Raw genomic sequence first — 25110 nt, forward strand, 5'->3', positions numbered from 1 at the left:
ACCACGCATCCGACTCCTCACCCAAACCGCCTAACTTAGCGGTATTGCCCGCCGGCGAGGCATTCTTTTTTCTTTTGTCTTTGATCCCTGCCGCACTCAAGAGCCCAGGCACCGGGGTCCACCGGGCGTGGCCGCCCTGCCGAGTAGGCCCACCCCCGCCCCATCCCCTTGATCGTTTAACGGTTGGCTCACCGCGTCAAGGGCGCCTTCGGCGTCGCTTCGCGATGGCTGCGCCACCCTTGACAGTGAGGATGATGGGTGCGTGGCTGCTGGTTCGGTGTGTGACTCGACCCTTGACTGACCTGTGGTGTCTTTGCCGGGATTTGTCCTGCCGGGCTGGTGGTCGCGTGTGCTCACCGGGCGGGGTGGTGTGACTTCATAGGAGCCTGTTGCCGCAGGCGACCCGTCACTGTCTTGTCCATCCGCCCCGGCCCGGTGAGTGCGGCCCTTGTCTCCCGGAATGAACAGGATGGCCATGACTACGATGACACAATCCGGGGCTGCTGACATCCCTGGCCAGGAGGCCGGGGATGTGGTGGGCGGGGTGGACACCCACCGCGACACCCATACCGCGGCGGCGGTGCTGGCCACGACCGGCCAGCTGCTGGGCGTGCAGACCTTCCCCGCGACCGGGCCCGGATACGCACAGCTGGCGCGGTGGCTGGAATCGTTCGGTGCGCTGCGCATAGTGGGGGTGGAAGGCACCGGTGCCTATGGTGCGGGCCTGACCCGGTATCTGACCGGCCGGCAGATCACGGTGGTAGAGGTGGATCGCCCGGACCGGCGGACACGACGGGCACGGGGCAAGTCCGACCCGATCGATGCCGAAGCCGCCGCCCGCGCGGCGCTGACCGGGGAACGGATCAGCACCCCGAAAAACCGGGACGGCCACCTCGAGGCCCTGCGCGCGCTCCGGATCGCCCGCCGTTCGGCGGTCACCGCCCGCAAGATCGTGGCCCAGCAGGTCCATGCCCTGCTGGTGACCGCCCCCGAGCCGCTACGCGACCAGCTGCGCGGACGGCGCCTGCCGGCCATCATCACCCTCTGCGCCCCCGCCCCGGACACCAGTCCCGGCCTGACCGATCCCACCGTCGCGGTGCGTCTGGCCCTGCACCACCTCGCCGTCCGCTACCAGCACCTCACCGCAGAAATCGACCAGCTCGACACCGCCATCACCGGCCTGGTCAACCTCCTCAACCCCGCCCTGCTCGCCCTGCCCGGTGTTGGACCCGACTGCGCCGGACAGCTCCTGCTCACAGCGGGAGACAACCCGGACCGGCTACGCTCCGAGGCCGCGTTCGCCCACCTGTGCGGAGTCGCCCCCATCCCCGCCTCCTCCGGCCGCACCGACCGCCACCGCCTCAACCGCGGCGGCGACCGCCAAGCCAACGCCGCCCTCTACCGCATCGCCCTGTCCCGACTCCGCTGGGACCCCCGAACCCAGGCCTACAAAACCCGCCGCACCCACCAAGGACTATCCACACAAGACATCATCCGCTGCCTCAAACGCTACCTAGCCCGCGAAATCTACAACACCCTCCACCACCCCACCACCAGCACAAACATCCCTTGACAACCATAGGAGCATCCCGGTGAGCCAACCGCTAAGGCAGCTGGGGATCGGGGTCGGGGGAGGGCCGGGCGGTGGGCCTTTGCTCGCTTCGCATCGCCGGGTGTCTGTGGGTGCCGGGTGTCGCTATCGCTTCGGCCGCACCGAGAACGTCATGCCGAAGTTGTCCAGTGTGGACGGTAGGGGGGTGGCGGGGCCCAGTTGCTGTCCTGAGGTGAGCAGGTAGTCCCGCGTTTCCAGCATCTTCGCCAGGAAGACGCTCGTCACCATCAGCACCAGGTTCCGTGCGGGGCATTCGCCGGGGCCTGCGCTGAACGGGACCAGTGCCGGGTTCTCCTGCGCCCGCCCGTCGAGCCAGATGTCGGGGGCGAAGCTGTGTGCGTAGGGCAGGTTCTGGTCGTCCCGGTGGAAGAACGGGGCGAAGATCAGCAGGCCCGTGCCCTCCGGGAGGCCTTCGACCTCCTTCGTCGTGTCGCGGAGGATCGCTGGGGTTGTCGGCCACAGGCGGACCGTCTCCAGGACGCTCGCGCGCAGGTACGGGAGGTCTGGCGCGGACGGGACCTCCTCGAGCGCCAGCTGCCGGGCGTGCGGGTGCGTCGCCAGCATGCCGAGCGTGCGGAAGGTGACCATGCCCGCCGCGTCGAACGCGAACAGCCAGTGGCCGACCTGGTCGACTGCGTCTTCCTCCGTTGTCCCGGCCGCTTCGGCCAGGCTCCCGGCCTCGGCACGCGCGAGGTGGGCACGCACGCGTGCCAGTGTCCGCTCGCGCAGGCCCTTGTGCCTCGGCGAGAGGTAGGACCAGTTCGCCGACGACCGCAGCCGCCCCAGGAGTTCCGTCGTGGTGTCGTCGTCCCGTGCCGCGTCACCGAGGACGATGCGGCGCACCGCGCGCCACCACACGCCCGCGAACTGGTTCCAGTCCAGCACCCCGGACGTGGGCAGCACCGCGACCTCCTCCTGCACCTTCCGCAGCACCACCGGCGTGAGGTGGTGCAGCGGCTGCGGCGTCTCCAGCGCGCGCTCGGTGAACTCCCGCCGCCGGGCCCGCTCCGGTCCCTCCGAGATCAGCACGCCGTGCGGCTGGAACTTCTCCAGCGCCCGCCGCTTCTCCAGGTTCGCCGGGCTGAACGGCTCCGGCGACTCGGCCAGCACGTGCCCCACCTCGTCGGCGGACAGCACCAGCGCGAACGACCGCCCCGGCACCGCCAGCCGCACCAGCGGGGCCGCGTACTTCGCCCGCAGGTCCTGCAGGATCTGCACGGCCGAGGTGTCGGCCTGCGCCTTCTCCAGCAGCCCCATCACCTTCGGCCGCCGTTTGATGACCCCGCCGGCGAGCACCGGGCCGAGCACCCCGGTCGCCACTTTCAGGGTGTCGAGCCGGGAAGCGGTCGGTACCGTCACGTGCGGCCTCCTCTGACGACCAGGTCCGCGATCCGCCCCGAAGCCTGCTTCGCCTCGGGGAAGCTCGCGATCATCCAGGCGTGGAACATGTCCTCGTACTCCCAGTACTCCACCGGGACACCGTGGGCCGCCGCCTTCGCCCGGAACCGCCGCGCGTCCGACAGCAGCACGTCACGGGTGCCGACGAACACGCTCAGCGAACCCAGCCCCGTCACGTCCCCGTTCAAGGGGCTGACCAGCGGATCGCTCGGATCCAGCCCGCCCGCGTACAGCCGTCCGGCCTCCAGCAGGCCGTTGATCGCCAGGTACGGGTCGTGCCGGTCGTACTCCTGCTGCGCCGGGTCGCTCATCGTGATGTCGAGCCACGGCGAAAGCAGCACGACCTCCTTCGGCTGCGGGCTGCCCTCGTCCCGCAGCGACTGCGCCAGCACCAGCGCGAGGCCGCCGCCCGCCGAGTCGCCCATGAGGATCTGGTCGTCGCCGGGCAGGCCGCTCAGCTTCTCCTTGTACACCGCCTTGACCATCGAGATCGTGTCGTCGTAGCGGTGGTCGGGCGCGAGCGGGTAGAGCGGTGCGGTCGCCGTGCAGCCCGTCGCGGTGACGAGTCGCGTGAGGAACGACCAGTGGTCCTTCTGGATCTGGTGCACGTACGCACCACCGTGGAAGTACAGCACGTGCCGCGAGGAGTAGCCCCGCCGCGGCCGCAGCGTGTAGACCGGGCGGTCGTGGATCTCCTGCTTCGTCACCAGGACCTGCTCCTGGACCGAGGCGGGCGGCTCCGCGTCCGCGGGCCGCTGCCTCGGCTCCAGGCTCTTGTGCAGCTTCGCGATGTCGGCAAACGTTTGCTTCCGCCGCGTCAGCCGCATCGCCGCGATCATCGCTCTGGCGTGCAAGCTCGGTTTCACAGCGGGTCGGGTACCCGAGCCCGCCGTCCGTCACACGTGGTCGCGCGGGAAGGTGTACCGCCAGTTCCGCGAGAACGCCCGGTGCGGGCCCTCGTACCCGTCCAGGCTCGCGTGCAGCACGAACTCCTCCGGCGTGCACGTGAGCAGGATCTTCGTGTCCGTCCTGGCCTCCCAGTCACCCCGCCGGAAGGTCATCGACCAGTCCGTCTGACCCGCCGGCGACGCGAAGTCGTCCGCCACCGACGTGTAGCGCTCGTACGCACGACGTGACACCTCCAGGTCGATGTCGTCGAACCGCTTGGTGCCCGAGTCCTTGAGGATCTCCAGCGTCTGCTCGTAGTTCACCAGGTCACGCGACACCTGCCACTTCTGCCTGCCGGGCCGGACCTGCGTCGTCGGCAGGGGCGGGGCGCCCTCCGGCTCGCCGAACACGTGCGCGCCCACCTCGTCGGCCTCGTTCGTCGGCCGGACCGGCAGGGTCAGGTTGCTCGACCCCGTGAACACCGTCAGCGTCGCGGCCTCCGGCGGCGGCCACGCGAGCGGCCAGTACGAAGTGGACAGTGACAGCCGGATGCGGTGGCCCTTGGGGAACCGTTGCGCCATCCCGTTCAAGGTCAGCTCGACGTGATAGCGCTTTCCGGGTTCCAGCGGCTGCGGGTCGTCGTGCCCGTCGCGGTGGGTCAGGTTGAGCAACCCGTACGTCACCCGCGTCGCGCGCCCGTCCGGCGCCACGTCGGACAGCCGCGCGGCCACCATCGCCACCGGCTTGTCCGCGCAGACGTCGAGGTGCACGACGGGTGCGCCGAGGATCTCACACGGTTCGGTCAGCTCGTCGGTGTCGAACACCAGCGAACCGCCGTCCTCCTCCCGCTGGTCGTAGGGCAGGTCCGGCGGGGCGTTGTAGGACGCCCACTTCCCGGCGAACTGGCCCACCGACAGCGGCGACTCGACGCTCAGCCCGCGTTCGGGGATCTCCTCGCCCGGCCGGGCGATCCGGTGCGGCGCCAGGCAGTACTTCTCCGGCTTGATGTGCGGTGACGGCCAGTGCGGCTCCCCGACCCAGCGGCCCGGCCGGTCCTCGTACGCGGTCGACGGCGGCACGCTGTCCTGCATCCAGGCCAGCAGCATCGGGCCGTCCAGCACGCCGTTGTCCGCGTCCTTGAGCCAGTGGTCCCACCAGCGCACGACCTCCTGCAGGTAGCCGATGGCCGGCCCGGGCTCGCCGAGGTGCGGGTACCGGTGCGACCACGGCCCGATCAGGCCCTTGCGCGGCACGTCGAGGTTCGCCAGCAGCCGGGTGACGGCGTTGGAGTAGCCGTCCGCCCAGCCGCTGGAGGCGAGCACGGGCACCTGGACGTCGGAGTAGTTCTCGCACACCGAGGCGTGCCGCCAGTAGTCGTCACGCCGCTGGTGCCGCAGCCATTCGTCGACCCACGGGCCGACCGCCTCGATCCGCTCGGCCCACATGTCGCGCCAGCGGTCCCCGACCAGCGCGGGGTCCGGCGGGAGCGTGCTGTAGGCGAACATCGTGCCGGCCTCGGCGAGGTTGTCCGACAGCATGCAGCCGCCCATGTAGTGGAAGTCGTCGTTGTACCGGTCGTCGGTGAACGACGAGATCACGATCGCCCGCAGGCTCGGCGGTTTGCGCGCGGCGACCTGGAGCGAGTTGAACCCGCCCCAGGAAATGCCCATCATGCCGGTCTTCCCGTCGCACCACGGCTGGTTCGCGATCCACTCCAGCACGTCCTCGGCGTCGCGCTGCTCCTGCTCCAGGTACTCGTCGACCAGCACGCCCTCGGACTCACCCGTGCCGCGGATGTCGACGCGCACGCACGCGTAGCCGTGCCCGGCGAGGTAGGGGTGGTGGATGGAGTCGCGCCCGGCGGTCAGATCCCTTTTGCGGTAAGGGATGTACTCCAGGATGCCGGGCACCGGCTGGTCGTCGGAGCAGACCGGCCGCCAGATCCGCGCGGCGAGGCGGGTGCCGTCCGAAACCGGTATCCAGACGTGCTCGGACTCGGCGATCTCGTACGGCAGTGAGCTGACCGCCCGCAAGTCTCAGACCTCCTCGAACTCGAAGTGCAGCGCGTCGACCGTCCGCTGGTACTTCTCCTTCAGTTCCGCCTCGCTGTCCGCGCCGACGTAGACGAACGCCAGCTCGTAGCTGTAGCTGTCCTGTGCGTCCATATCGGACAGTCGCTGACCCTCCCGCGGCACGAGGTCCACGACCACGCCGGGGATGTCACGCTGGATCCGCTCGATCTCCTCCCGCGTGGGCAGGCGGCGCACGATGCCGTCTTCGAACCGGCGGTGGTACCACTTGGCGCCGATCTTGTACTTCCCCTGCCCCCGCGGCATTTCCGGCAGGTTGCCCAGGCCCAGCTGCACCATGCAGTGGTGGTTGGGCACGCCGTCGACGAACTCGAACATCTCCGCGTGCGACTGCGAGTGCCGGGCGTTGACCTCCAGCACGTTCACCTCGCCGGTGTCGGGGCAGGCGAAGAACTCGATGGAGAAGGTGGAGTTGTTCATGCCGAGCTGCTCGATCACCTTCTTCGACACGTCGAGCATCTTGTCCACCACCTCCTCGGGCAGCTGCGAGGGGTACTGGTGGCGCAGGAAGCAGGGCGTGCCGGGGTAGTTTATCGAGTCGAGCGCCCCGTTGAGCACGACTTCGCCGTCGTGCACGTACCCCTCCGTCGCGGCCTGTTCGCCGACGAGCGATTCCTCGGCGAGGCACGCGAGCGCACCGGCGTCCGCGACCTCCGATGGCAGGTGCAGTTCCGGTGCGTGGTCGAGCACGTACTGGAACGGTTTGCCGACCCGGTCGATGCCCTCGCGGATCTTTTCCACGGCGTCGGCGAACTCCTGCTCGTCGTCGGCCTTGAAGGCCAGTTCGGAGGAGAACGACTTCACCGGCTTCAGCCACATCGGGAAGTCCAGGTCGGCGGGCGGTTTCTCGTCGCCGTCGAGGTCCACGAGCGCGAACTTCGGCAGGTTGTCGATCACCTTGGCCTGTTCGAGGCGGCTCCAGTACTTGTGCTCGGCGCGGATCACGCCTTCGAGGTCCGGGTGCGGCACGCCGTAGCGCTTGCTGAGGATGGGCACGATCGACGTGACGGGGAAGTCCCAGTAGCCGACGATCGCGTCGATGTCGCCGTCGAACTCGTCGAGCCGCTGGATGGCCTTGTCGATCAGTTCGGCGATGCGGATCTCCCCCTCCTGGATCTCCGACAACGTGAGCACCGGGTGGAACCGGTAGTTTTCGGCTCCCGGCACCCGCCGCAGCGTTCTCAGGTTGGGGTCGTCCAGGCCCACCACGAAAATGTTCTTGGTCTCCACTCGCTCCTCCTCCGTATCTCGGCCATTCGGGTCCCCGAGCGCGGAGAGGGATAAACCCTCCCCCCATTCGGTACTGTGCGTGCTGTGGCCGACCTCAGCGAGTACCGGAGGAAACGGAATCCCAGGCGGACTCCGGAACCGGTGCCTGCCGAAGAAGCTTTGCCACGCGGGAACGACGACACGTTCGTGATCCAGGAACACCACGCCCGGCGCCTGCACTGGGACGTGCGTTTCGAGCGTGAGGGCGTGCTGGTGTCGTTCGCCGTGCCGAAGGGGCTGCCGCCGCTGCCGGACACCCCGCGGCTCGCCGTGCACACCGAGGACCACCCGTTGGAGTACGCGACTTTCGAGGGCACGATCCCCGCCGGGGAGTACGGCGGCGGCGTGATGAAGATCTGGGACCGCGGGCACTACGAGACGCTGCACTGGGGAGACCACAAGGTCGAGGTGGTGTTGCACGGTTCGCGGGTGCGCGGCAAGTACGTGTTCGTGAACCGGCATTCGGCGGAGGAACAGCGGGACTGGATCGTCCGGCGCGTGGATCCGCCGCAGCGCAAGGACTTCGCCGCGTTACCCGTGTTCGTGCAGCCGATGCTGCCGCGCAAGGGCGGCCTGCCCCCGGATGACGACGGCTGGGCGTACGAGTTCCTCTGGGAGGGGGAGCGGGCGCAGGTCCGGGTGGAGGGCGGCCGGATCGAGGTGCGGCACGCCGACGGCCACGAGATCACCGACCTGTACCCGGAGTTGAAGGGGCTCGGCGAGGAACTGGGAGCCACCGAGGTGCTGCTGGACGGCGAACTGATCGCCATGGACGATGGCCGCCCCAGCCCCGACGCGCTGCGCCGCCGCACCGAGGCCCCGGACGCCCGCAGCGCGAAACGCCTGGTCAGCAGTGCCCCGGTGCTGTACCTGCCGTTCGACGTGCTGCACCTGGACGGGCGGTCGCAACTGGACCAGCCGTACTCGCGGCGGCGCCAGCGGCTGCGCAAGCTCCACCTGGAGGGCGAGAGCTGGCGCGTGCCGCAGCACTACGTCGGCGGCGGAGCAGACGTCCTGGCGGCGGCGCTGGACAACGGCCTCACCGGGGTGACCGCCAAGCGGCTGGATTCGGAGTACGAGCCAGGCAAGCGCAGCGCGAACTGGCGGGTGGTCAAACGCCGGAGGTGAGGCCGCGGTTGGCGGTGGGGCCGCGGCGCCGGGCGGGCCGCCCGCGGCGGCCGGGCCGCCGCGGAGTCCGGGCCGCAGCGTTCGCGCTGGGCTACGGCTGCTGGGCAGGGCGGGGTCTCGACGGCGCTGGGGGTGGGGCATGCCGCTGCGGAGGCCGGGTCTCGCCCGCACGGCTCGCGGTGGCCTGCCGCCGCCGGGCGGCGCGCGCGGAGGCGAGGCATGCCGCCGCGCGCGGGCCGGGTTCGGTCGCAGCGCTCGCCCTGGGCTACGCCGCTCCGGAGGCCAGGTCTGGCCCGTGCGGCTCGCCACGGGCTACCGCCGCTGGGCAGGGCGGGGGTCTCAGAGGCGCCCTGGTGAGGCCTGGCTCGCTGAGGCCGGGTCTCAGCCGCAGCCGTCCACGCTGGGCTACCACTGCCACAGAGGCCGGGGTTTCGGAGGCGCGGAGGCGAGGCATACCGCCGCGCAGGCGGGGGCGACGCCCGCCCTGGGCTACAGCCGGGCGAGCCGGAGGCGCCGAGACGAGGCGCGCCGCCCCGCGGCCCCCGCCCTGGGCTACCGCCCCCGGGCGGGCGAGGGCCTCGGAGGCGCCGAAGTCAGGCGCGCCGTCCCGGAGCCACCCCACCCGCCCTGAGCCCCCCGCCCCCCACCAAGACCCCACCCCACCGGCCCACCGGCCACCGAACCCACCCCACCCCACCGGCCGCCGAACCCACCCCCGCCCCGCGAACCCCCACCCCAGCCGCCCCGCCAGGTTTTCTCCCCTCCCGGCCTGGGCATTCCCCGGCCATGCAGCTGCCCCCGCCCCTGTCACTGTGGGTCGACACCGCCCCGTCGCCCGACCGGGCCACCCGGCCCCTGCCCACCGAGGTCGACGTGGTCGTCATCGGGGCCGGGATCGCCGGCCTGACCACGGCGTACGCGCTGCTCAACGCGGGCCGCTCGGTGCTCGTCGCCGAGGCGGGGCAGGTCGCGGGCGGCGTCTCCGGGCACACGACCGCCAAGGTCTCCGCCCAGCACGGCCTCAAGTACGCCACGCTCAAGTCCCGCAAGGGGACCGACGGCGCGCGCCAGTACGCCCGCAGCCAGTCCGACGCCATCGACTGGATCGAGCGCACCTCGGCGGAGCTGGGCATCGACTGCGACTTCGAGCGGCGGGACAGCTACGTCTACTCCACCCGGGACAAGCAGGTCGGCAAGCTCAAGGAGGAGGCCGACGCCGCACAGGAGGCCGGCCTGCCCGCGACCTTCGTGACGGACGTGGACCTGCCCGTCGACGTCGTGGGCGCCGTGCGCGTCACCGAGCAGGCGCAGTTCCACCCGCGCAAATGGCTGCTCGGCCTGGCCGCGGCGATCGAGGGCCTCGGCGGCACCATCCTGGAGCAGGCCCGGGTGCAGCGCGTCGACGAGCGCCCCGTGCCGACCGTCCACGTGCGCGGCGGCCAGGTGCGCGCCGCCGACGTCGTGATCGCCACGCACTACCCGATCCTCGACCGCGGGTTGTACTTCGCCCGCCTCGAACCGACGCGTGACCTCGTGGTGACGGGTGAGGGTGACCCGCCGCCCGGCATGTACCTGGACGCCGACACGCACCACTCCGTGCGTGGCTACGACGGCCTGCTGATCGTCGGCGGCGAGCACTACCGCACCGGCGAGCACGTGGACGTCGAGGCGCGGTACGAGACGCTCGCGGACGTGGCCACGCGCTTCGGCGTCCGCCGCGTGACGCACCGCTGGTCCGCGCACGATATGTCCACATTGGACTCCGTCCCGTACGTCGGTCGCTACCACCCGGGCACGCGCCACCTGTGGGTCGCGACGGGCTTCGGGCAGTGGGGGATGACCGGCGGCACGGCCGCGGGTCTGTTGCTGGACAAGGAGATCCGCGGCGAGGGTAGCGAGTACGCCGGCCTGTACGACCCCTACCGCTTCGACCTGCGGTCGTCGGTGAAGCTGGCGGAGAACAACGGCCAGGTGACCAAGCACCTCGTGACCGACCACCTGCGTGCCGTCACGTCGGGCGGGCTGCCGAGCGTCGGCGAGGGCAAGGTGACCCGGCGGGGCACCCAGTTCGTCGCCTCCTACCGCGACGAGGACGGCACCGTCCGCAGCGTCAACGCCCGGTGCACGCACCTGGGCTGCCTGGTGGCCTTCAACAACGCCGAAAGGACCTGGGACTGCCCATGTCACGGATCGCGGTTCGGCACGGACGGCTCGGTGGTCCAGGGCCCGGCGACGCGGGCGCTGCCGCCTGTGGCGGACTGACCCTCGGGGTCGAGGAGGAGTTCCTGCTCCTCGACCCCGCCACGGGCGCCACCGTGCCGCGTGCCGCCCGCGTGCTCGAAGGACATCCGCCGCTACCGGACGGCGCGAGCCTGCAACCCGAACTCCGTGCCACGCAAGTGGAATCCGCGACGGGGATCTGCACGACGGGACACGAACTCCGGGCGCAGCTCCGCCGCGGAAGGCGCTTTCTCCGCGAGGCCGCGAGCCTGCACGGCACCGCCGTCGCCGCCACCGGCACGTCCGTCCTTTCCGGACCCGCGGTGCTGGGCGCGAACGACGGCCGGTTCGCGCGCATCGACGAGCTGTACCGGGGGATGGTCGCCGACTACGAGGCGTGCGGCTGCCACGTGCACGTCGGGATGCCGGACCGGGAGACGGGTGTCGCGGTGCTCAACCACCTGCGCCCCTGGCTGCCCGCGCTGCTGGCGCTGTCGGCGAACTCGCCGTTCGACCACGGCCGCGACACCGGCTACGGCAGCTGGCGCATGGTGCAGCAGTCGCGCTTCCCGGGCTCGGGCGTGCCGCCCTACTTCGCCGACCTCGCCGCTTACGACGACGAAGTGGCGCGGCTGGTGGACTGCGGTGCACTGGTGGACGAGGCGATGTCGTTCTGGCTCGTCCGGTTGCCGAGCAGGCTGCCCACCATCGAGTTCCGCGTCGCGGACACCGCGCTGACCGTCGACGAGGCGGTCTTGCAGGCGCTGTTGTCCCGCGCGCTGGTGAGACGCGCGCTGGCCGACCTGGCGCAGGGGCTGGCCGCGCCCCGGCTGTCCGGACAGGTCGCCGCCGCGGCGGTGTGGACCGCGGCACGGGACGGCCTCGACGGCAGCGCCGTGCACCCGGCACTCGCCCAGCAGGTGCCCGTGGAGCGCGTCGTCGCGGCGTTGCTGGAGCACGTGCGGCCCGCGCTGGAGGACACCGGCGACCTGGAGTTCGTGCGCGAAGGGGTGCGGCGCCTGCTGCGGGACGGCACCGGCGCACGCCGGCAGCGCCACGCACTCGCCGCGGGGTTGCCCGCGTTGCTCACAATGCTGACGGGTGAGGCGTAGCAGCAGGAAAACGCGGGTATTCACCCGTTATGACGACTGCTGTTGCCGTGCTGCCCGAGGCCAGGGGCCCCTTGTCGGAAGCGGTGCTGGACTCGCTGCGCCGGGACGAGCGTGGCGACTTCCCGGAACTGCCCGTGACCGGCGACGCCGACCCGTTCGGCGAGGACCTGCAGCTGGCGCTGCACGTGTGCTACGAGCTGCACTACCAGGGCCTGCCAGGCGTGGACCCGGAGTGGGAGTGGGACCCGGAGCTGCTGCGGCTGCGCGGCGCGATGGAGCGCGTGTTCCTCGCCGGGCTGCGGGCGCACACCGCGGGCGGCGAGGACGTGCGCGGTGAACTCGACGAGCTGCTCGTCGAACCCATCGACGGCACCGGCATCAGCCACTTCCTCGCCGAGCAGGGCGAGTGGTGGCACATGCGGGAGTACCTGACCCTCCGCTCGATCTACCACCTCAAGGAGGCCGACCCGCACGCGTGGGTCATCCCGCGGCTGCGCGGCCGGGCGAAGGCCGCGCTGGTCGCCGTGGAGTTCGACGAGTTCGGCGGGGGCCGGGCGGAGCGCCTGCACTCCCGGCTGTACGCGGACCTGATGGACGCCGCCGGGCTGGACTCGGGCTACCTGCACTACCTGGACCAGGCGCCGGGCTGCATGCTGGCGGTCGTCAACCTGATGTCGTTGTTCGGGCTGCACCGGCGGCTGCGCGGCGCGCTGGTGGGCCACTTCGCGGCGGCCGAGATCACGACGGCGCCGAGCGCGATGCGCATGGAGAAGGCGCTGAACCGGCTGGCCGCGCCGGACGCGTGCAAGCTGTTCTTCACGGAGCACATCGAGGCCGACGCCGTGCACGAACAGGTCATGCGGCACGACGTGATCGGCGGCCTCCTCGCGGACGAACCGGAGCTCGCGGCGGACGTCGTGTTCGGCATCCAGGCCACGAACCTGGTCGAGGCCCGGTTCGCCACGCACGTCCTGTCGGCGTGGCACTCGGGCCGGTCGTCACTGCGGTCCTGAACGAAAGGAGGGGCCTCGCCGCAGTGGCGAGGCCCCGGACGGTCAACCGCGGACTTTCTTGCGGTGGCTGGTGTCGCAGAAGGGAAAGCGCTTGCTGCGGCGGCAGGCGCACACCGCCACGACGAACCGGTCCGAGGTCACCGTGGACCCGTCGGGCAGCCGCAGCTCCACCGGTCCCTCCACGAGCACCGGCCCGCCCTGTTCGATCGTGACGCGGCGTGGTTCAGCGTTCGATGCGGTCGGCACGGATCACCACCAGCTCTTCGGTCCGCTCGCCCGGTTCGATGAGGCCCGAGCTTTCCAGGTAGTCGATGCGGCTGCGCATCACGGGGCCGAACGGCTCCAGCGCACGCGCCACGACCGAGGACTTCAACCCCTTGTCCCGCAAGGATTCCAAGGTCATCGACACCCCGCACAGTGCGGAGTGGACGACGAGGAGGGTCCCGTTCGGCGCGAGCAGGTCCGCCGCCCGGTCACACAGCTCGTCGAGGCACCGGCGGCCGTCGAACCCCGCGTCCCAGGCCAGTGCCGCCCCGCGCGCGGGATCCGGCGACGCGCAGGGCACGTACGGCGGGTTCGCGGTGATGAGGTCGAACTGGCCCTCCACGGAGGACACCGAGCCGTGCCGCACCCGGACCGGCAGCCCGCGCATGCGCGCGTTGAACCGGGCGCTCAGCACGGCGGGCAGGTAGCGGTCCACCGCGGTCACCTGCCGGGCGCCGTGCCGCGCCGCGGCGATCGCCGCCACCCCGGACCCGGTGCACAGATCCAAAGCCCGGGCCGGCCGGCCCAGCCGGGCGTCCCGCAACGCGCTCAACAGCAACCGGGTGTCCGCCTGCGGGCGGTAGACACCGGGCAGTCTCAGCAACCACACCCGGCTGTGGTACCTCCGCCGGAGCGGGTCAAACATGGGGCCGCTTGTTCAGCAGCCGGATCACCGCGCGTTCCAGCACCTGCCGGTCCTCGTCGCCGTGGATGCCACGGTCACCCAGCCGGCGCAGGGCCGATTCCACGGTGAGGCCCTCCTCGTAGGCCTTCACCACCCGTGGATCCACATAGGATTTCCTCGCCACGGCAGGGGTGTTGCCGAGGTTCTCGGCGACCTCCCGCATGACCGCGGCCTGCGTGCGCTTGAGGCCACGCTGGGACTTCACCGGCCCCGCCGCCGCGAACGCCGCCGCCGCGAGCACGGTCGCGTGCCACGTGCGCAGGTCCTTCCCGGTGAACTCGTCCCCGGCCAGCTCCTTGAACCGCTCGTTGATGGCCTCGGCGTGCACCTCGTGCCAGCCGAGCCGGTCGCGGTAGACCAGCAGCCGGTCCGAACCGGACTTCACCCGCAGCAGCCCCCTGATGACCTTCGCCAGCTCGGGGTCGGTGATGCTGTGGTTGCGTTCGATGCTGCCCTTGGCGTTGTAGCAGAAGGTGATCTCGTCGCCGCGCACGCTGACGTCTTCCTTGAGCAGCGTGGCCGCACCCCGCGTGCCGTTCGCCTCGGCGTACTCCTCGCTGCCGGTGCGGAACACGCCCCGGTCGAGCATGCGCAGCGCGGCGGCGAGCACGCGGGTCCTGGTGTACCCGCGCTCGTCGAGGTCGGCCGCCACCCGCTCACGCCACTTCGGCAGGCACCTGGCCAGGCGCAGCACGCGGTCGTGCTTCTGCTCGTCGCGCTCCCGCCGCCACTGCTCGTGGTAGAGGTACTGCTTGCGGCCCGCGTCGTCGATGCCGACCGCCTGGATGTGCCCGTTGGGCCGCGGTGAGATCCACACCTTGCGCCAGGCAGGCGGGATCACCAGGTCCTGCACGCGCTGCAGCGTCTCCTCGTCCCGCAGCGGCTCGCCCTCGGGCGTGAAGTAGCGAAAGCCCTTGCCGCTGCGGCGCCGCCGGATGCCGGGCTTCGCGAGATCACTCCTGGCCAGGCGCATCCTGACCTCCGACCGCTCTCATCCGGCCTCGGTCAGTGCGCTCGTCACGGCACCGAGATCGCGGTAGGTGCGGTCGGGCAGGCCGCCGAGGTGGCCGAGGGTGCCGTCGTCGGCGCCCTGCGCGGCGGCCTGCCGCAGCAGCTCGGCCCTGTCGCACGGGAAGTCCACATCGGACAGCAGCGTGCGGAGCCGGTCCTCCTCGGGCAACGTCATGCCCCGGAAGTACCCGGTGGCCGGGCGGGCAAACCGGGCTCAGTCCGCGATCCAGTTGCCGTGGAACCCTTCGGGCACGCGGGCGGGCAGGTGCACGGTCGCCACCGGTTCGCGCAGGTCCGTCGCGTCGAGGACGACGACGTCGCTGGCGTCGCGCGCCCGGTCGTACACGTAGGTGATCAACCAGTTCGGCGGCGCGAACACCGCTTCGCCGGGCTTGCGGCCCGGCCCGAACTCGTGCGCGGTGGCGCCGCCGCCGTGCAGGTCGTAACGCACGAGCGCGTCGTCCGCCGTGACGTGGCCGTAGCGGACGTCGAGCCCGGCGAGCCGGTCGTCGATGCGAGGGAACTCGCACGGCCGGTCGTCGAGCTGCTCCTCGCGGACGGTGCCCGTGCGCAGGTCCACGGTCCACCGCCACAGCGTCGCGGGCCCGTCCTCGTGCCCCGGCCACCACAGGTGCGCGTACCGCACGACGTGCAGCACGATCGCGTCTCCGGCCTCGTGGGCGTTGAGGGTGTGGAAGACGTAGCACGGCTCGACCGGGAACCAGCGCACCTCGCCGTGCGGGTCCTGCCGCGACAGCACACCGATGCGTGCCCCATAGCTTTCGCTCCACTCGTACGGCATGCCCTGCCCCGGGCTGAACACCACGGGCAGGTCGAGGAACACGACGTGCCTGCTGGTGAGGGTGAAGTCGTGCATCATCGTCGCGCCCGGCACGTCGATGGGACGGGACAGCTGGAGCTCGCCGTGGGCGTCGGCCCGGTGGTAGGTCACGTACGGCTCGCGCACGTCGTAACCGAAGAAGTGCAGTTCGCCGGTTTCCGGGCAGATCTTGGGGTGCGCCGTCATCGCGGTGGTGAGCTTGCCCGAGAAGTCGTAGGGGCCCACCGTGTCGAGTTCGTGCGTGATCTCGTACGGCAGCGAGGACTCGACGAGCGCGAGGGTCTTCCCCGCGTGGTTCACGACGTGGGTGTTGGCGAGAGACGCCGTGCGGTCGACCGTGCCGTCCTCCCGGTAGAGGCGCACCGATGGGTCCTCGAAGCTGCGGGTGCGGACCCAGCGGTTGCGGTACCACGCCGCACGCCCCTGCTCGAACCGGACGCCGTGGATCATCCCGTCGCCGACGAACCAGTGCGCGGACTCGTCGCGCGGGTTCGGGCCGTTGCGCAGGTACCAGCCGGTCAGCTCCGGCGGGATCGAGCCGGTGACGGGCAGGTCGAACTCGGTCAGCTCGTCGGTGACGGGCGCGTAGTTGCCCTTGAGGTGGAAGGTCGTCCGGGTCATGACAGCTCCTTCAGCGCGCGGGCGCGCACGATCGCGGGGTAGCGGATGGTGAACACGGCCGGCACCGCGAACCCGATGACCTCCACCACGATCACGCCCACCGTGCCGTGCACGAGCGACAACGCGACGGCGTGGAAGGTGAACCCGCTTGCCCACACCGCGGTGATCACGGCGTTGGTGCGGCGGAAGAGCGGGTTGTCCCACATCTCGGGCCCGATCATCGTGCGGGCGATGCCGAGCGTGAACGGCTTGCCGACGGCGAGCGAGCCCCAGGCGGTGAGGGCGAGCCAGATCGACGGCAGCGCCACGATCTCGTGGCGCAGCGGGGAGTCCGGAGCGGCGAAGGCGAACACCGTCAGGAGTGTGAAGAACAACGCGCCGCTGAGTTCGATGACCAGCGCGTCCCAGGGCGTGCGGCGACGGCGTTGCCAGACGACGAGCACCGCCGACACCAGGAGGCCCGCCAGAGCGCTGTAGCGCCAGTCGACCTCCTTGGCCAGGACCGCGTACGCCAGCCAGGGGGCGAAACTCCGCAGAAAGTGCATCGACCACTCCTCAACATTCCAAGATTGACAGGTCGAAGTTAGAAGGTGAGACTTCGACCTGTCAAGAGTGGAAGGTAGGATCTGCCCATGAGTCTCCGACACGCCGTGCTGGGTCTGCTGGCGGAGGGTCCGGCCAGCGGCTGGGACCTGATGCAGAAGTTCGACCTCGCGCTGACCGACGTCTGGCCCGCCACGCAGAGCCAGGTCTACGGCGAGCTGAACAAGCTCGCCGCCGCCGGGCTGCTGGAGGTCGTCGCCGAAGGGCCGCGCGGGCGCAAGGAGTACGCGATCACCGGCGAGGGGCGGGCGGAGCTGCGGCGGTGGCTGATGGAGACCCCGCCGCGGAACCGCCGGAACGAGGTGCTGCTGCGGGTCTTCTTCCTCAACGCGGTCGAAACGGGCCAGGCGAGGGAGTTCCTGGCGCGCTGGACGGAGACGGCGGCCGAGGAGCACGAACGCCTGCGCAAGCTCGACGACCAGGTGGACTGGGGCGACGACGCGTTGTCCGTGTACGGCAGGCTCGCGCTGGAGTGGGGCCTGCGGTTCACGCAGATGCACCGGGAGTGGGCCGAATGGGCGCTGGAGCGGCTGCCGGAGAAATAAGCGCGGCCGGGTTGTGGTTGCGCTCACCATGAGCCTGGTGAAGGTGGAACGTGGTGCGAAGCGGGTGCGGGTGGTCTTCGGTGGCAAGGTCGTCGCCGACACACTGCGGCCGCTGCTGGTGTGGGAGGTGCCGTACTACCCGGCGTACTACCTGCCGAAGGAGGACTTCGCCGAGGGCGTGCTCGTCCCCGGCGACGGCAAGGCGCTGACGGTCCGCGTGGGCGAGCGCGAGGCCGTGGATGCCGGCGTGGAGTACGAGGACGAACCCGAGGTGCGCGGCCACGTGCGCCTCGACTTCGAGGCGATGGACAGCTGGTTCGAGGAGGACGAGGAGATCTTCGTCCACCCCCGTGACCCGTACAAGCGCGTGGACATCCTGGGCAGTTCCCGGCACGTGAGGGTCGAGATCGACGGCGTCACGGTCGCCGACTCGCACAGCCCCCGCCTGCTGTTCGAGACCGGCCTGCCGACGCGGTACTACCTGCCGAAGACCGACGTGCGCCTGGACCTCCTGGAGCCGAGCGACACGATCACGCGCTGCCCGTACAAGGGCTCGGCGGAGTACTACTCGGTGCGCGTCGGGGACAAGCTGCACCAGGACGTCGTCTGGTACTACCGCACGCCGCTGCCGGAGAGCCAGAAGGTCCAGGGCCTGGTCTGTTTCTACAACGAGAAGGTCGACATCTACGTCGACGGTGTGAAGGAGGAACGGCCGAAGACCCCGTTCTCGGCCGACTAGGCTTTCCCCATGCAGGATCGCCTCTACTTCCGGCAGTTGCTGTCGGGCCGCGACTTCGCCGTCGGGGACCCGGTCGCCACGCAGATGGTCAACTTCGCCTACCTGATCGGCGACCGGGAGACGCGGGAGGCCGTGGTCGTGGACCCGGCCTACGCCGTGGGTGACCTGCTCGACGTCCTCGCCGCCGACGACATGCGGCTCACCGGCGTCCTCGCCACGCACCACCACCCCGACCACGTCGGCGGCAGCATGATGGGCTTCACCCTCGCCGGGCTCGCCGAGCTGCTCGCCCGCGAAGCCGTGCCCGTGCACGTCAACCGCAACGAAACCGAGTGGGTCCAGCGCGTCACCGGCCTGTCCGCGACCGACCTCACCGGCCACGACCACGACGACGTCGTGCACGTCGGCGAGATCCCGATCCGGCTCCTGCACACCCCCGGCCACACCCCGGGCAGCCAGTGCTTCCTGCTCGGCGACCGGCTCGTCGCGGGCGACACGCTGTTCCTGGAAGGCTGTGGCCGCACCGATTTCCCGGGCGGCGACGCCGAAGCGATGTACCACAGCCTCCGCGCGCTGGCCGACCTCCCCGGCGATCCCGTGGTCTTCCCCGGGCACCAGTACTCCGCCGCGCCCTCGGCGCCCCTGTCCTCGGTGCGGGAGAACAACTTCGTCTACCGCCCCAAGAACCTCGACGAGTGGAAGACGATGTTCGGGGGCTGATGAACAGTCAGGGCATGAAGGAGTGGACGTAGGCGAGCGCCGCCTTCATCGACGCCCGCAGGGGTTCGGCGGTGCGCAGCGTCCGGCTGAGGAGCCCGCCGCCCTGCAGCGCCGCGAGCAGTGCCATCGACAGTTCGTCCAGATCGGCCTCGGCGCGCAGCTCGCCCCGTTCCCGCATGGCCTTCAGGCCGTCGTGCAGCAGCGACTGCCAGCGTTCGAACACGTTGCACAGGTCTTCGCGGAGCTGGTCGTCGGCCGGACCGAGCTCGCCCGCCAGTGAGGTCAGCGTGCAGTCCCCGCGGCCGTGGTTGTGCTCCTGGTGCTCGACCGCGGCGTCGGCCCACGCACGCAGGGCCTCGAAGCTGTCCAGCGGGCCCATGACCGGCTCGCCGGGCACGAGCGGCGCCTCGGCCTGGCGGAGGATGACCGCCCTGATCAGGGCCTGCTTGCTGTCGAAGTAGTGGTAGAGCTGCGACCCGCTGATCCCCGCCGCCTTGCGCACGTCCTCGGTGCTGGTGCCCGCCACGCCGCGGTGGGCGATGAGCTCGGCCGCCGCCTCCAGGATGCGTTCCCTGGTCGCCTGGCCTTTGCGGGTCAACGTCACGACGCCAGTCTACCGGACTGGGTTGCGCAACCCAGATTTGGCGAGTACGAATTGGGTTCATCAACCCAGAAAGGATCCCCGCGTGAAACTGGGACTGGGACTGCCCCACTACAGCGACGAAGCCGCCCCGGACCGGATCGTCGCGTTCGCCCAGCGCGCGGAAGCGCTGGGGTACGACTCGGTGTGGGCGCTCGAACGCCTGCTCCGTCCCGTCGAGCCGCGCAACCCGCCGTGGGAAGGCATGCGGCCGCCGCAGTACTACGCCCGCGTATTCGACCCGATCGAGACCGTGACCTACGTCGCGGCCCACACGCGGACCATCCGGCTCGGCACCAGTGTCATCGATCCCGTGAGCTACCAGGGACGCTTCTACCGCATCCCGCCATCAGAGGTCGGGCCGAAGCCGCTGCGGGAAGGCGGTGTGCCGGTCCTCATCGGCGTGCTGCCCCAGGCCGAAGCCTCCGTCGAACGGGCCGGCCGGATGGGGCTCGGCCTGCACCCCATGGCCTTCGACTGGAAGAGCCTCGAACACCAGCTCACCCTCTTCCGCGAGACGACGCCCAGCGGCCGCGAGCCCGGCCCCGTCGTCGTCCGGGTCAACAACCCGGTCACCGAAACCCCGCTCGACGAGGCCGACCGCACGCCGTTGTCCGGCTCGGTGGAGCAGGTGAGGGCGGACCTCCAGCGCGCCGCCGAGCTGGGCATCGACTACGTCATGTGGGACCTCACGGCGGGCTTCGTCCCCTACGACGTCCAGCTCCGCCTCCTCGAACCGCTGATCGAAGCGAAGCCCTGACCGGGAACCGCAGCGGCCCGGGCTAGAGCCAGTCCTCCGCGACCCGGGCCGCGAGCTGCTCCAGCAACGCCGCGGTCTCCGTCATGCACCGCTGGACGTCCGGCTCGATGTCCGTCAGCCCGTACCCGGCCGAAAACCCGTGCTGCCGCAGGGTTTCCCGGTCGAGCGTCACGCGTCCGGCGACCGCGACCACCGGCGTCCCGGCCGCTCGTGCCGCGATGCCGGCCGGGCCCTTGCCGCGCAGCGTCTGCTCGTCGAACGACCCCTCGCCGGTGATCACCAGGTCGGCCCCGGGCAGCTTCTCCGCGAACCCGGTCAGCTCCAGCACCACGTCGATCCCGGAGCGGAACGTCGCGCCGAGGAGCGCCAGCGCCCCGAAGCCCGTGCCGCCCGCCGCTCCCGCGCCGGGCGCGTCCGCGAACTGCGTGCCGACGACCTCGGCGAAGTGCGCGAGCGCCCGGTCCAGCAGCTCGATGTCCTCGGGCGTGGCGCCCTTCTGCGGCCCGTACACCGCGGCCGCGCCGTGTTCGCCGAGCAATGGGTTGTCGACGTCGCTCGCCAGCACGATCTCCGCCTTGCGCAGACCGCTGAGGTCGATCGTCGCCAGGTCCAGCAAAGCCTTGCCGCCCAACGGGAGTTCGCGCCCCTCGGCGTCGAGCAGGCGCGCGCCGAGCCCCTGCACGAGGCCCGCACCGCCGTCGGTGCTCGCGCTGCCGCCCAGCCCGAGCACGACCTTCGTGCACCCGTTGTCGAGCGCGTGCGCGATGACCTCGCCGACGCCGAGCGTGGTGGCCGTCAACGGCGCGAGTTCGGTCATCATGCTCAGCCCGGACACCGCCGCCAGCTCGACGATCGCCGTGTCGTCCTTGCGCGCGTACCCCGTGCGCACCCGCTCGCCCGTCGGCCCGGTCGCCTCGGCCGGCACGAACTCGAACCCCGCCGCGACCGCCGCCGCCACCGTGCCGTCCCCGCCGTCCGCGATCGGGCACTCCAGCGTCTCGACGCCGGGCACCGCCCGCCGCAGCCCCGCCGCGATGGCGTCCGCGACCTCCTCCGCGGGCAGCGTTCCCTTGAACTTGTCCGGCGCGATCACGACTCTGGGCACCGCGGACTCCCTTCCCGCATCTCCGCCACCAGAGACGCGACCACTGCCTTGAGGCTGCCGTTGTGCTCCCGCGCCACCGCGCGCTGCCGCTGGTAGCTCGCCCCGTGCTTGAGGATCGTCTCGATCCCGCGCAGCTCCGCGACGCAGTCCAGCCGCCGGGCCACCGGTTCCAGCCGGTCGAGCAGGTCGGCGACGTCGTCGGTCACCAGCCGTTCGCGCCCGGCCGCGTCGAGGATGACGATCGCGTCCAGCCCGTACCGCGCGGCCCGCCACTTGTTCTCCTGCACGTGCCACGGCGGCAGCCGCGGCAGCTCCTCGCCGCGGTCGAGCCGTTCGCTGAAGTCGTCGACGAGGCACTGCGTGAGCGCGGCGATCGCGCTCACCTCCGCCAGCGTCGGTAGCCCGTCGCACACCCGCATCTCGATCGTGCCGAAGTGCGGGGCGGGCCGGATGTCCCAGCGGATCTCCGAGAGGTGGTCGATCACCCCGGTGGTGAACATGTCGTCCACGTAGTGCTCCAGCTCGGCCCACTCGCGGAACTGGAACGGCAGCCCCGCCGTGGGCAGCTGCTGGAACATCAGCGCGCGGTTCGACGCGTACCCGGTGTCCTCCGCGCCCCAGTACGGCGACGACGCCGACAGCGCCTGCAGGTGCGGCGCGTAGTTCAGCAACGCGTCGAGCACCGGCAGCACCTTGTCGCGGGAGTCGAGCCCGACGTGCACGTGGACGCCGTAGATCAGCATCTGCCGGCCCCACCACTGCGTGCGGTCGATGAGCTTCTGGTACCGCGCCTTGTCGGTGACCTTCTGCTGGTACCACTGGGAGAACGGGTGCGTGCCGGCGCAGAACACCTCGACGCCCAGCGGGTCGATCACCGAGTGCACGGTCTCCAGCGACCCGCTCAGGTCCGCCGCGACCTCGCCGACCGTCTCGCACACCCCGGTGATGATCTCGATGGTGTTGAGCAGCAGCTCCTGCTTGATCTTCGGGTGTTCCCGCTGCCCGTCCGGCCGCACCGCCTCCAGGATGCGCTCGGCGACCGACGAGAGCTCGCCGCTGCGGCGGTCCACGAGGGCGAGCTCCCACTCGGCCCCCACCGTCGAGCGCCGCGACGGTGTGAAGTCGATCCGCATTCAGACCTGCGCGCCGTTGCTCGGATCCGCGCCGTCCGGCGGCCCCTGCTTGACGCGCAACAGCAGCAACGCGATCGCGGTCGCCAGCGCCAGGATGCCGAGCGGGGTGCCGACCGTGGCGTTGATGCCGACGAGGCCGGGCGCGATCAGCAGGAACAGGCCGATCAGGAACAGCAGCAGGACGACGAACGCGCCCTTGCCGGGCCGGGGGAGCGGCGGCGGCTCCGGCGGCACGTAGTGCTCGTCGTCGTCGGCCGGGTCGTCCCCGAGCACGGTGTCCTCCCACGCCGTGCCCCCGGTCCGCCACTGCGGCTGCTCGGGCTCGGCCGGCGGTGCTTTTTCGGCCTTCTCGGCGCGCTCCGCCTTCTCCGGCCGGGGCTCCACGGGTTCGTCGAGGAACTCGCCGACGCCCTCGGCGCGCAGGTCGGCGACGATGGCCGCGAACGTCGCGTCCACGTCCTCCGGGTCGGTGCCGTGCGAGTTCATCGCGATCCCACCTGCTCGTGTGCGAACTCGACGCTGCGCTCGAAGATCAGCGGGGCGTCATGGTCGAGGGTAGCCACGTGGAAGCTGTTCTCCAGCACCACCTCGGTGACGTTTTCGCTGCGCACCCCCGCCAGCACGAGCTCCGCGTTGACGGGCTCGACGACGTGGTCGGCGCGGGAGCGGAACAGCAGCAGCGGCTGCGTCACCTTGTCCAGGTCGGCGCGCACCAGGCGCCACAGCTGCGCGAGGCTCGCGGCGGCGCGCACCGGGGTGCGGGGGTAGGCCAGCTCGGTCACCCCGGGCTTGGCGATGTCGTTCGCGATCGCGGGCACCGACGGCAGCACGCGGCCCAGCAGCGGCAGCAGTTTCGCGTCGCGGCGCAGTGTCGTGACCGACGGGTTGACCAGCACGAGCCCGGCGACCTGCTCGCCGAAGTCCTCGGCGAGGCGCAACGCGAGCGTGCCGCCCATCGACAGGCCGAACACGAACACCGACTCGCACGTCTCGCGCAACGCGAGCAGCTCGGTGCGCAGGCAGCCGTACCAGTCGTGCCACGTGGTGCGGTTGAGCTCCGGCCAGGACGTGCCGTGGCCGGGCAGGCGCGGGCAGCGGACCGTGAAGCCGCGCTCGGCCAGGTACTCGCCCCACGGCCGCATGCTCTGCGGCGTGCTGGTGAAGCCGTGGCACAGCAGCACGCCGGCCTCGACCGACCCGGTGTGCGAGAACGGCTCCGCACCGGCGAGCACGGGCATGATCCGTCCGCCCTTCTCCGCTGACCTGACCCGCACCATCGTCGCACGCGCGAGCCGATCAGCACATGCCCGCCGGACCTGTGAGATGCCGCGCACCTCGCGGAGGCGCCGTTGTGCTCGGCCGGTCACGGTTCGTACCCTGGGGGGAAGCTGGTCGGGCGGGTCGGAAGGGCGAAGCGCGGTGTTGTACCGGTTGCTCAAGTGGGTGCTGCTCGGGCCTGCACTCCGGTTGCTGTGGCCCACGAAGGTCACCGGCACCGAGCACATCCCCGCCACGGGTGGTGCGATCCTCGCCAGTAACCACCTCGCGGTCGCCGACTCGTTCTTCATGCCCCTGCGGGTGCCCCGCCGCGTCACCTTTCCCGCGAAGTCGGAGTACTTCACCGAAAAGGGGGTCAAGGGCCGGCTGAAGAAGTGGTTCTTCACCGGCGTCGGGCAGATCCCGATCGACCGCTCCGGCGGCACCGCGGCCCAGGCGGCGCTCGACACCGCGATCCGGCTCCTGCGTGAGGGCCACCTGCTCGGCATCTACCCGGAGGGCACGCGCTCGCCGGACGGGCGGCTGCACAAGGGCAAGACCGGCGTCGCGCGCATCGCGCTGGAGGCGAAGGTGCCGGTGATCCCGGTCGCGATGATCGGCACCGACGAGGTCAACCCGATCGGCTCGAAGATGTGGCGGCCGCGCCGGCTGGAGATCCGGTTCGGCAAGCCGCTGGACTTCTCCCGTTACGAGGGGCTGCAGGGCGACCGGTTCGTGGAGCGCTCGATCACCGACGAGATCATGTACGCCCTGATGGAGCTGTCCGGCCAGGAGTACGTGGACATCTACGCCGCCCGCGCCAAGGAGCTGATGGCGGCCGAGGCCGCGGGCGTGCGCCCGGCGGTGCCCGCCCAGTCCGCCCGCGAGATCGACCGGGTCCCGGAGTCGAAAGCGTCCTGACTAGAGTTTCCCGGTGCGATTCTTCTACGACACCGAGTTCATCGAAGACGGCGTGACGATCGATCTGGTGTCGATAGGGGTCGTGGACGAGCGGGGCCGGGAGTTCTACGCCGTGTCCACCGATTTCGACCCCGGCAAGGCGGGGCCCTGGGTGCGGGAGCACGTGCTGCCGAAGCTGCCCTCGCCGGCGGATCCGGCGTGGCGCAGCCGGGAGCGGATCCGCACCGACCTGCTGGACTTCTTCGGTAAGCCGCCCGGCGGCATCGAGCTGTGGGCCTGGTACGCGGCGTACGACCACGTCGCGCTGGCGCAGCTGTGGGGCCCGATGCCCGCGCTGCCGCGCCAGCTGCCCCGCTTCACGCGCGACCTGCGCCAGCGCTGGGAGGACGCGGGCAAGCCCAAGCTCCCCTCCCCACCCGCCGACGCACACGACGCACTCGCCGACGCCCGCTTCAACCTGGAGCGGTGGCGGATCATCGAGGCCCAGCGCACCCGCCGCTGAGCCCTGACGCCCACCACGCGCGACGGCTGCGGT

General features: G+C 71.0%; 26 protein-coding genes. 11 read left to right on the top strand and 15 right to left on the bottom strand.

The features are described from left to right. Positions 1-508: 508 nt before the first annotated feature. A complete protein-coding gene (locus ABFX51_RS05720) occupies positions 509-1573 on the top strand; it encodes an IS110 family RNA-guided transposase (RefSeq protein WP_425425907.1) in 1065 nt (354 codons plus the stop codon). 123 nt (positions 1574-1696) lie between these two features. Here the strand turns inward: ABFX51_RS05720 and ABFX51_RS05725 are convergent, their stop codons facing one another. From ABFX51_RS05725 to ABFX51_RS05740, 4 genes are read right to left on the bottom strand one after another with little or no spacing between them, the layout of a single operon-like run. Further along, positions 1697-2971, bottom strand: coding sequence for a cytochrome P450 (locus ABFX51_RS05725; RefSeq protein WP_346052622.1), 1275 nt, complete (start codon positions 2969-2971; stop codon positions 1697-1699). Next, positions 2968-3876 carry an alpha/beta hydrolase gene (locus tag ABFX51_RS05730; protein ID WP_346052624.1) on the bottom strand — a complete coding sequence of 303 codons (909 nt, stop codon included), beginning with the start codon at positions 3874-3876 and terminating at the stop codon, positions 2968-2970. The genes ABFX51_RS05725 and ABFX51_RS05730 overlap by 4 nt, the downstream gene beginning before the upstream one ends. A gap of 30 nt (positions 3877-3906) precedes the next feature. Beyond that, positions 3907-5931, bottom strand: a complete 2025-nt coding sequence (locus ABFX51_RS05735) for a CocE/NonD family hydrolase (protein WP_091509906.1) — start codon at positions 5929-5931, stop codon at positions 3907-3909. 3 nt (positions 5932-5934) lie between these two features. Further along, on the bottom strand, positions 5935-7218 hold the full coding sequence (locus ABFX51_RS05740; protein WP_091509909.1) for an ATP-grasp domain-containing protein: 1284 nt from the start codon (positions 7216-7218) through the stop codon (positions 5935-5937). A gap of 141 nt (positions 7219-7359) precedes the next feature. On the opposite strand from ABFX51_RS05740, the gene ABFX51_RS05745 reads away from it, so the two are divergent. The 4 genes from ABFX51_RS05745 to ABFX51_RS05760 all read left to right on the top strand — a co-directional run bounded on the left by ABFX51_RS05745 (position 7360) and on the right by ABFX51_RS05760 (position 12730). Next, positions 7360-8385: a DNA polymerase ligase N-terminal domain-containing protein gene (locus ABFX51_RS05745; RefSeq protein WP_245783157.1), complete on the top strand. Its 1026-nt coding sequence runs from the start codon at positions 7360-7362 to the stop codon at positions 8383-8385. Between the two features lie 786 nt (positions 8386-9171). Further along, on the top strand, positions 9172-10647 hold the full coding sequence (locus ABFX51_RS05750; protein WP_091509915.1) for an FAD-dependent oxidoreductase: 1476 nt from the start codon (positions 9172-9174) through the stop codon (positions 10645-10647). Beyond that, entirely contained in the window at positions 10566-11717 is a 1152-nt protein-coding gene (locus ABFX51_RS05755; RefSeq protein ID WP_091509919.1) for a carboxylate-amine ligase, read from the top strand. The genes ABFX51_RS05750 and ABFX51_RS05755 overlap by 82 nt, the downstream gene beginning before the upstream one ends. 29 nt (positions 11718-11746) lie before the next feature. Next, the gene (locus ABFX51_RS05760) at positions 11747-12730 is read left to right on the top strand and encodes an iron-containing redox enzyme family protein (RefSeq protein WP_091509920.1); all 984 of its coding nucleotides are present in this window, start codon (positions 11747-11749) and stop codon (positions 12728-12730) included. A gap of 42 nt (positions 12731-12772) precedes the next feature. Here ABFX51_RS05760 and ABFX51_RS05765 read toward each other — a convergent pair whose 3' ends face one another. The 6 genes from ABFX51_RS05765 to ABFX51_RS05790 are packed head-to-tail and all read right to left on the bottom strand — an operon-like array spanning position 12773 to position 16697. Next, positions 12773-12976, bottom strand: a complete 204-nt coding sequence (locus tag ABFX51_RS05765; RefSeq protein WP_091509923.1) for a CDGSH iron-sulfur domain-containing protein — start codon at positions 12974-12976, stop codon at positions 12773-12775. Further along, positions 12954-13604 carry a HemK2/MTQ2 family protein methyltransferase gene (locus ABFX51_RS05770; protein ID WP_245783158.1) on the bottom strand — a complete coding sequence of 217 codons (651 nt, stop codon included), beginning with the start codon at positions 13602-13604 and terminating at the stop codon, positions 12954-12956. Before ABFX51_RS05770 ends, ABFX51_RS05765 begins: the two co-directional genes overlap by 23 nt. A 28-nt stretch (positions 13605-13632) precedes the next feature. Then, positions 13633-14652 carry a DNA topoisomerase IB gene (locus tag ABFX51_RS05775; RefSeq protein ID WP_091509928.1) on the bottom strand — a complete coding sequence of 340 codons (1020 nt, stop codon included), beginning with the start codon at positions 14650-14652 and terminating at the stop codon, positions 13633-13635. Positions 14653-14670: 18 nt separating this feature from the next. Further along, positions 14671-14865: a DUF2795 domain-containing protein gene (locus ABFX51_RS05780; protein WP_091509930.1), complete on the bottom strand. Its 195-nt coding sequence runs from the start codon at positions 14863-14865 to the stop codon at positions 14671-14673. A gap of 39 nt (positions 14866-14904) precedes the next feature. Further along, positions 14905-16152 (bottom strand): carotenoid oxygenase family protein, encoded by a 1248-nt coding sequence (locus ABFX51_RS05785; protein WP_091509933.1) that lies wholly within the window; start codon positions 16150-16152, stop codon positions 14905-14907. Continuing rightward, the gene (locus ABFX51_RS05790; RefSeq protein ID WP_091509936.1) at positions 16149-16697 is read right to left on the bottom strand and encodes a DUF3159 domain-containing protein; all 549 of its coding nucleotides are present in this window, start codon (positions 16695-16697) and stop codon (positions 16149-16151) included. The genes ABFX51_RS05785 and ABFX51_RS05790 overlap by 4 nt, the downstream gene beginning before the upstream one ends. Positions 16698-16784: 87 nt before the next feature. Between ABFX51_RS05790 and ABFX51_RS05795 the strand changes: the two genes are divergently transcribed. Genes ABFX51_RS05795 through ABFX51_RS05805 form a run of 3 tightly spaced genes read left to right on the top strand, consistent with a single transcriptional unit; the run spans position 16785 to position 18759 of the window. After that, on the top strand, positions 16785-17300 hold the full coding sequence (locus tag ABFX51_RS05795) for a PadR family transcriptional regulator (protein WP_091509937.1): 516 nt from the start codon (positions 16785-16787) through the stop codon (positions 17298-17300). A 28-nt stretch (positions 17301-17328) separates the two neighbouring features. Next, positions 17329-18039: a DUF427 domain-containing protein gene (locus ABFX51_RS05800; protein WP_091509940.1), complete on the top strand. Its 711-nt coding sequence runs from the start codon at positions 17329-17331 to the stop codon at positions 18037-18039. A 9-nt stretch (positions 18040-18048) separates the two neighbouring features. Next, on the top strand, positions 18049-18759 hold the full coding sequence (locus tag ABFX51_RS05805) for an MBL fold metallo-hydrolase (RefSeq protein WP_346052630.1): 711 nt from the start codon (positions 18049-18051) through the stop codon (positions 18757-18759). A gap of 7 nt (positions 18760-18766) precedes the next feature. On the opposite strand, the gene ABFX51_RS05810 is transcribed toward ABFX51_RS05805, so the two are convergent. Further along, positions 18767-19363, bottom strand: coding sequence for a TetR/AcrR family transcriptional regulator (locus ABFX51_RS05810; RefSeq protein ID WP_091509944.1), 597 nt, complete (start codon positions 19361-19363; stop codon positions 18767-18769). 82 nt (positions 19364-19445) lie between these two features. Between ABFX51_RS05810 and ABFX51_RS05815 the strand changes: the two genes are divergently transcribed. Next, positions 19446-20159: an LLM class flavin-dependent oxidoreductase gene (locus ABFX51_RS05815; RefSeq protein ID WP_177228784.1), complete on the top strand. Its 714-nt coding sequence runs from the start codon at positions 19446-19448 to the stop codon at positions 20157-20159. 22 nt (positions 20160-20181) lie between these two features. On the opposite strand, the gene ABFX51_RS05820 is transcribed toward ABFX51_RS05815, so the two are convergent. From ABFX51_RS05820 to ABFX51_RS05835, 4 genes are read right to left on the bottom strand one after another with little or no spacing between them, the layout of a single operon-like run. Next, positions 20182-21264 (bottom strand): glycerate kinase, encoded by a 1083-nt coding sequence (locus ABFX51_RS05820; protein ID WP_091509948.1) that lies wholly within the window; start codon positions 21262-21264, stop codon positions 20182-20184. After that, positions 21249-22397, bottom strand: coding sequence for a glutamate--cysteine ligase (locus ABFX51_RS05825; protein WP_091509951.1), 1149 nt, complete (start codon positions 22395-22397; stop codon positions 21249-21251). The genes ABFX51_RS05820 and ABFX51_RS05825 overlap by 16 nt, the downstream gene beginning before the upstream one ends. After that, the gene (locus ABFX51_RS05830; RefSeq protein WP_091509953.1) at positions 22398-22883 is read right to left on the bottom strand and encodes a hypothetical protein; all 486 of its coding nucleotides are present in this window, start codon (positions 22881-22883) and stop codon (positions 22398-22400) included. Beyond that, a complete protein-coding gene (locus ABFX51_RS05835) occupies positions 22880-23635 on the bottom strand; it encodes an alpha/beta hydrolase (RefSeq protein WP_091509956.1) in 756 nt (251 codons plus the stop codon). Before ABFX51_RS05835 ends, ABFX51_RS05830 begins: the two co-directional genes overlap by 4 nt. A gap of 181 nt (positions 23636-23816) precedes the next feature. On the opposite strand from ABFX51_RS05835, the gene ABFX51_RS05840 reads away from it, so the two are divergent. Further along, positions 23817-24575 (top strand): lysophospholipid acyltransferase family protein, encoded by a 759-nt coding sequence (locus ABFX51_RS05840; protein ID WP_091509957.1) that lies wholly within the window; start codon positions 23817-23819, stop codon positions 24573-24575. 13 nt (positions 24576-24588) lie between these two features. Continuing rightward, on the top strand, positions 24589-25077 hold the full coding sequence (locus ABFX51_RS05845) for a polyadenylate-specific 3'-exoribonuclease AS (protein ID WP_091509960.1): 489 nt from the start codon (positions 24589-24591) through the stop codon (positions 25075-25077). Positions 25078-25110: the final 33 nt, after the last annotated feature.

Origin of the sequence: Amycolatopsis dongchuanensis (assembly GCF_039542405.1) — a bacterium.
GTDB classification, from domain to species: Bacteria; Actinomycetota; Actinomycetes; order Mycobacteriales; family Pseudonocardiaceae; genus Amycolatopsis_E; species Amycolatopsis_E sacchari.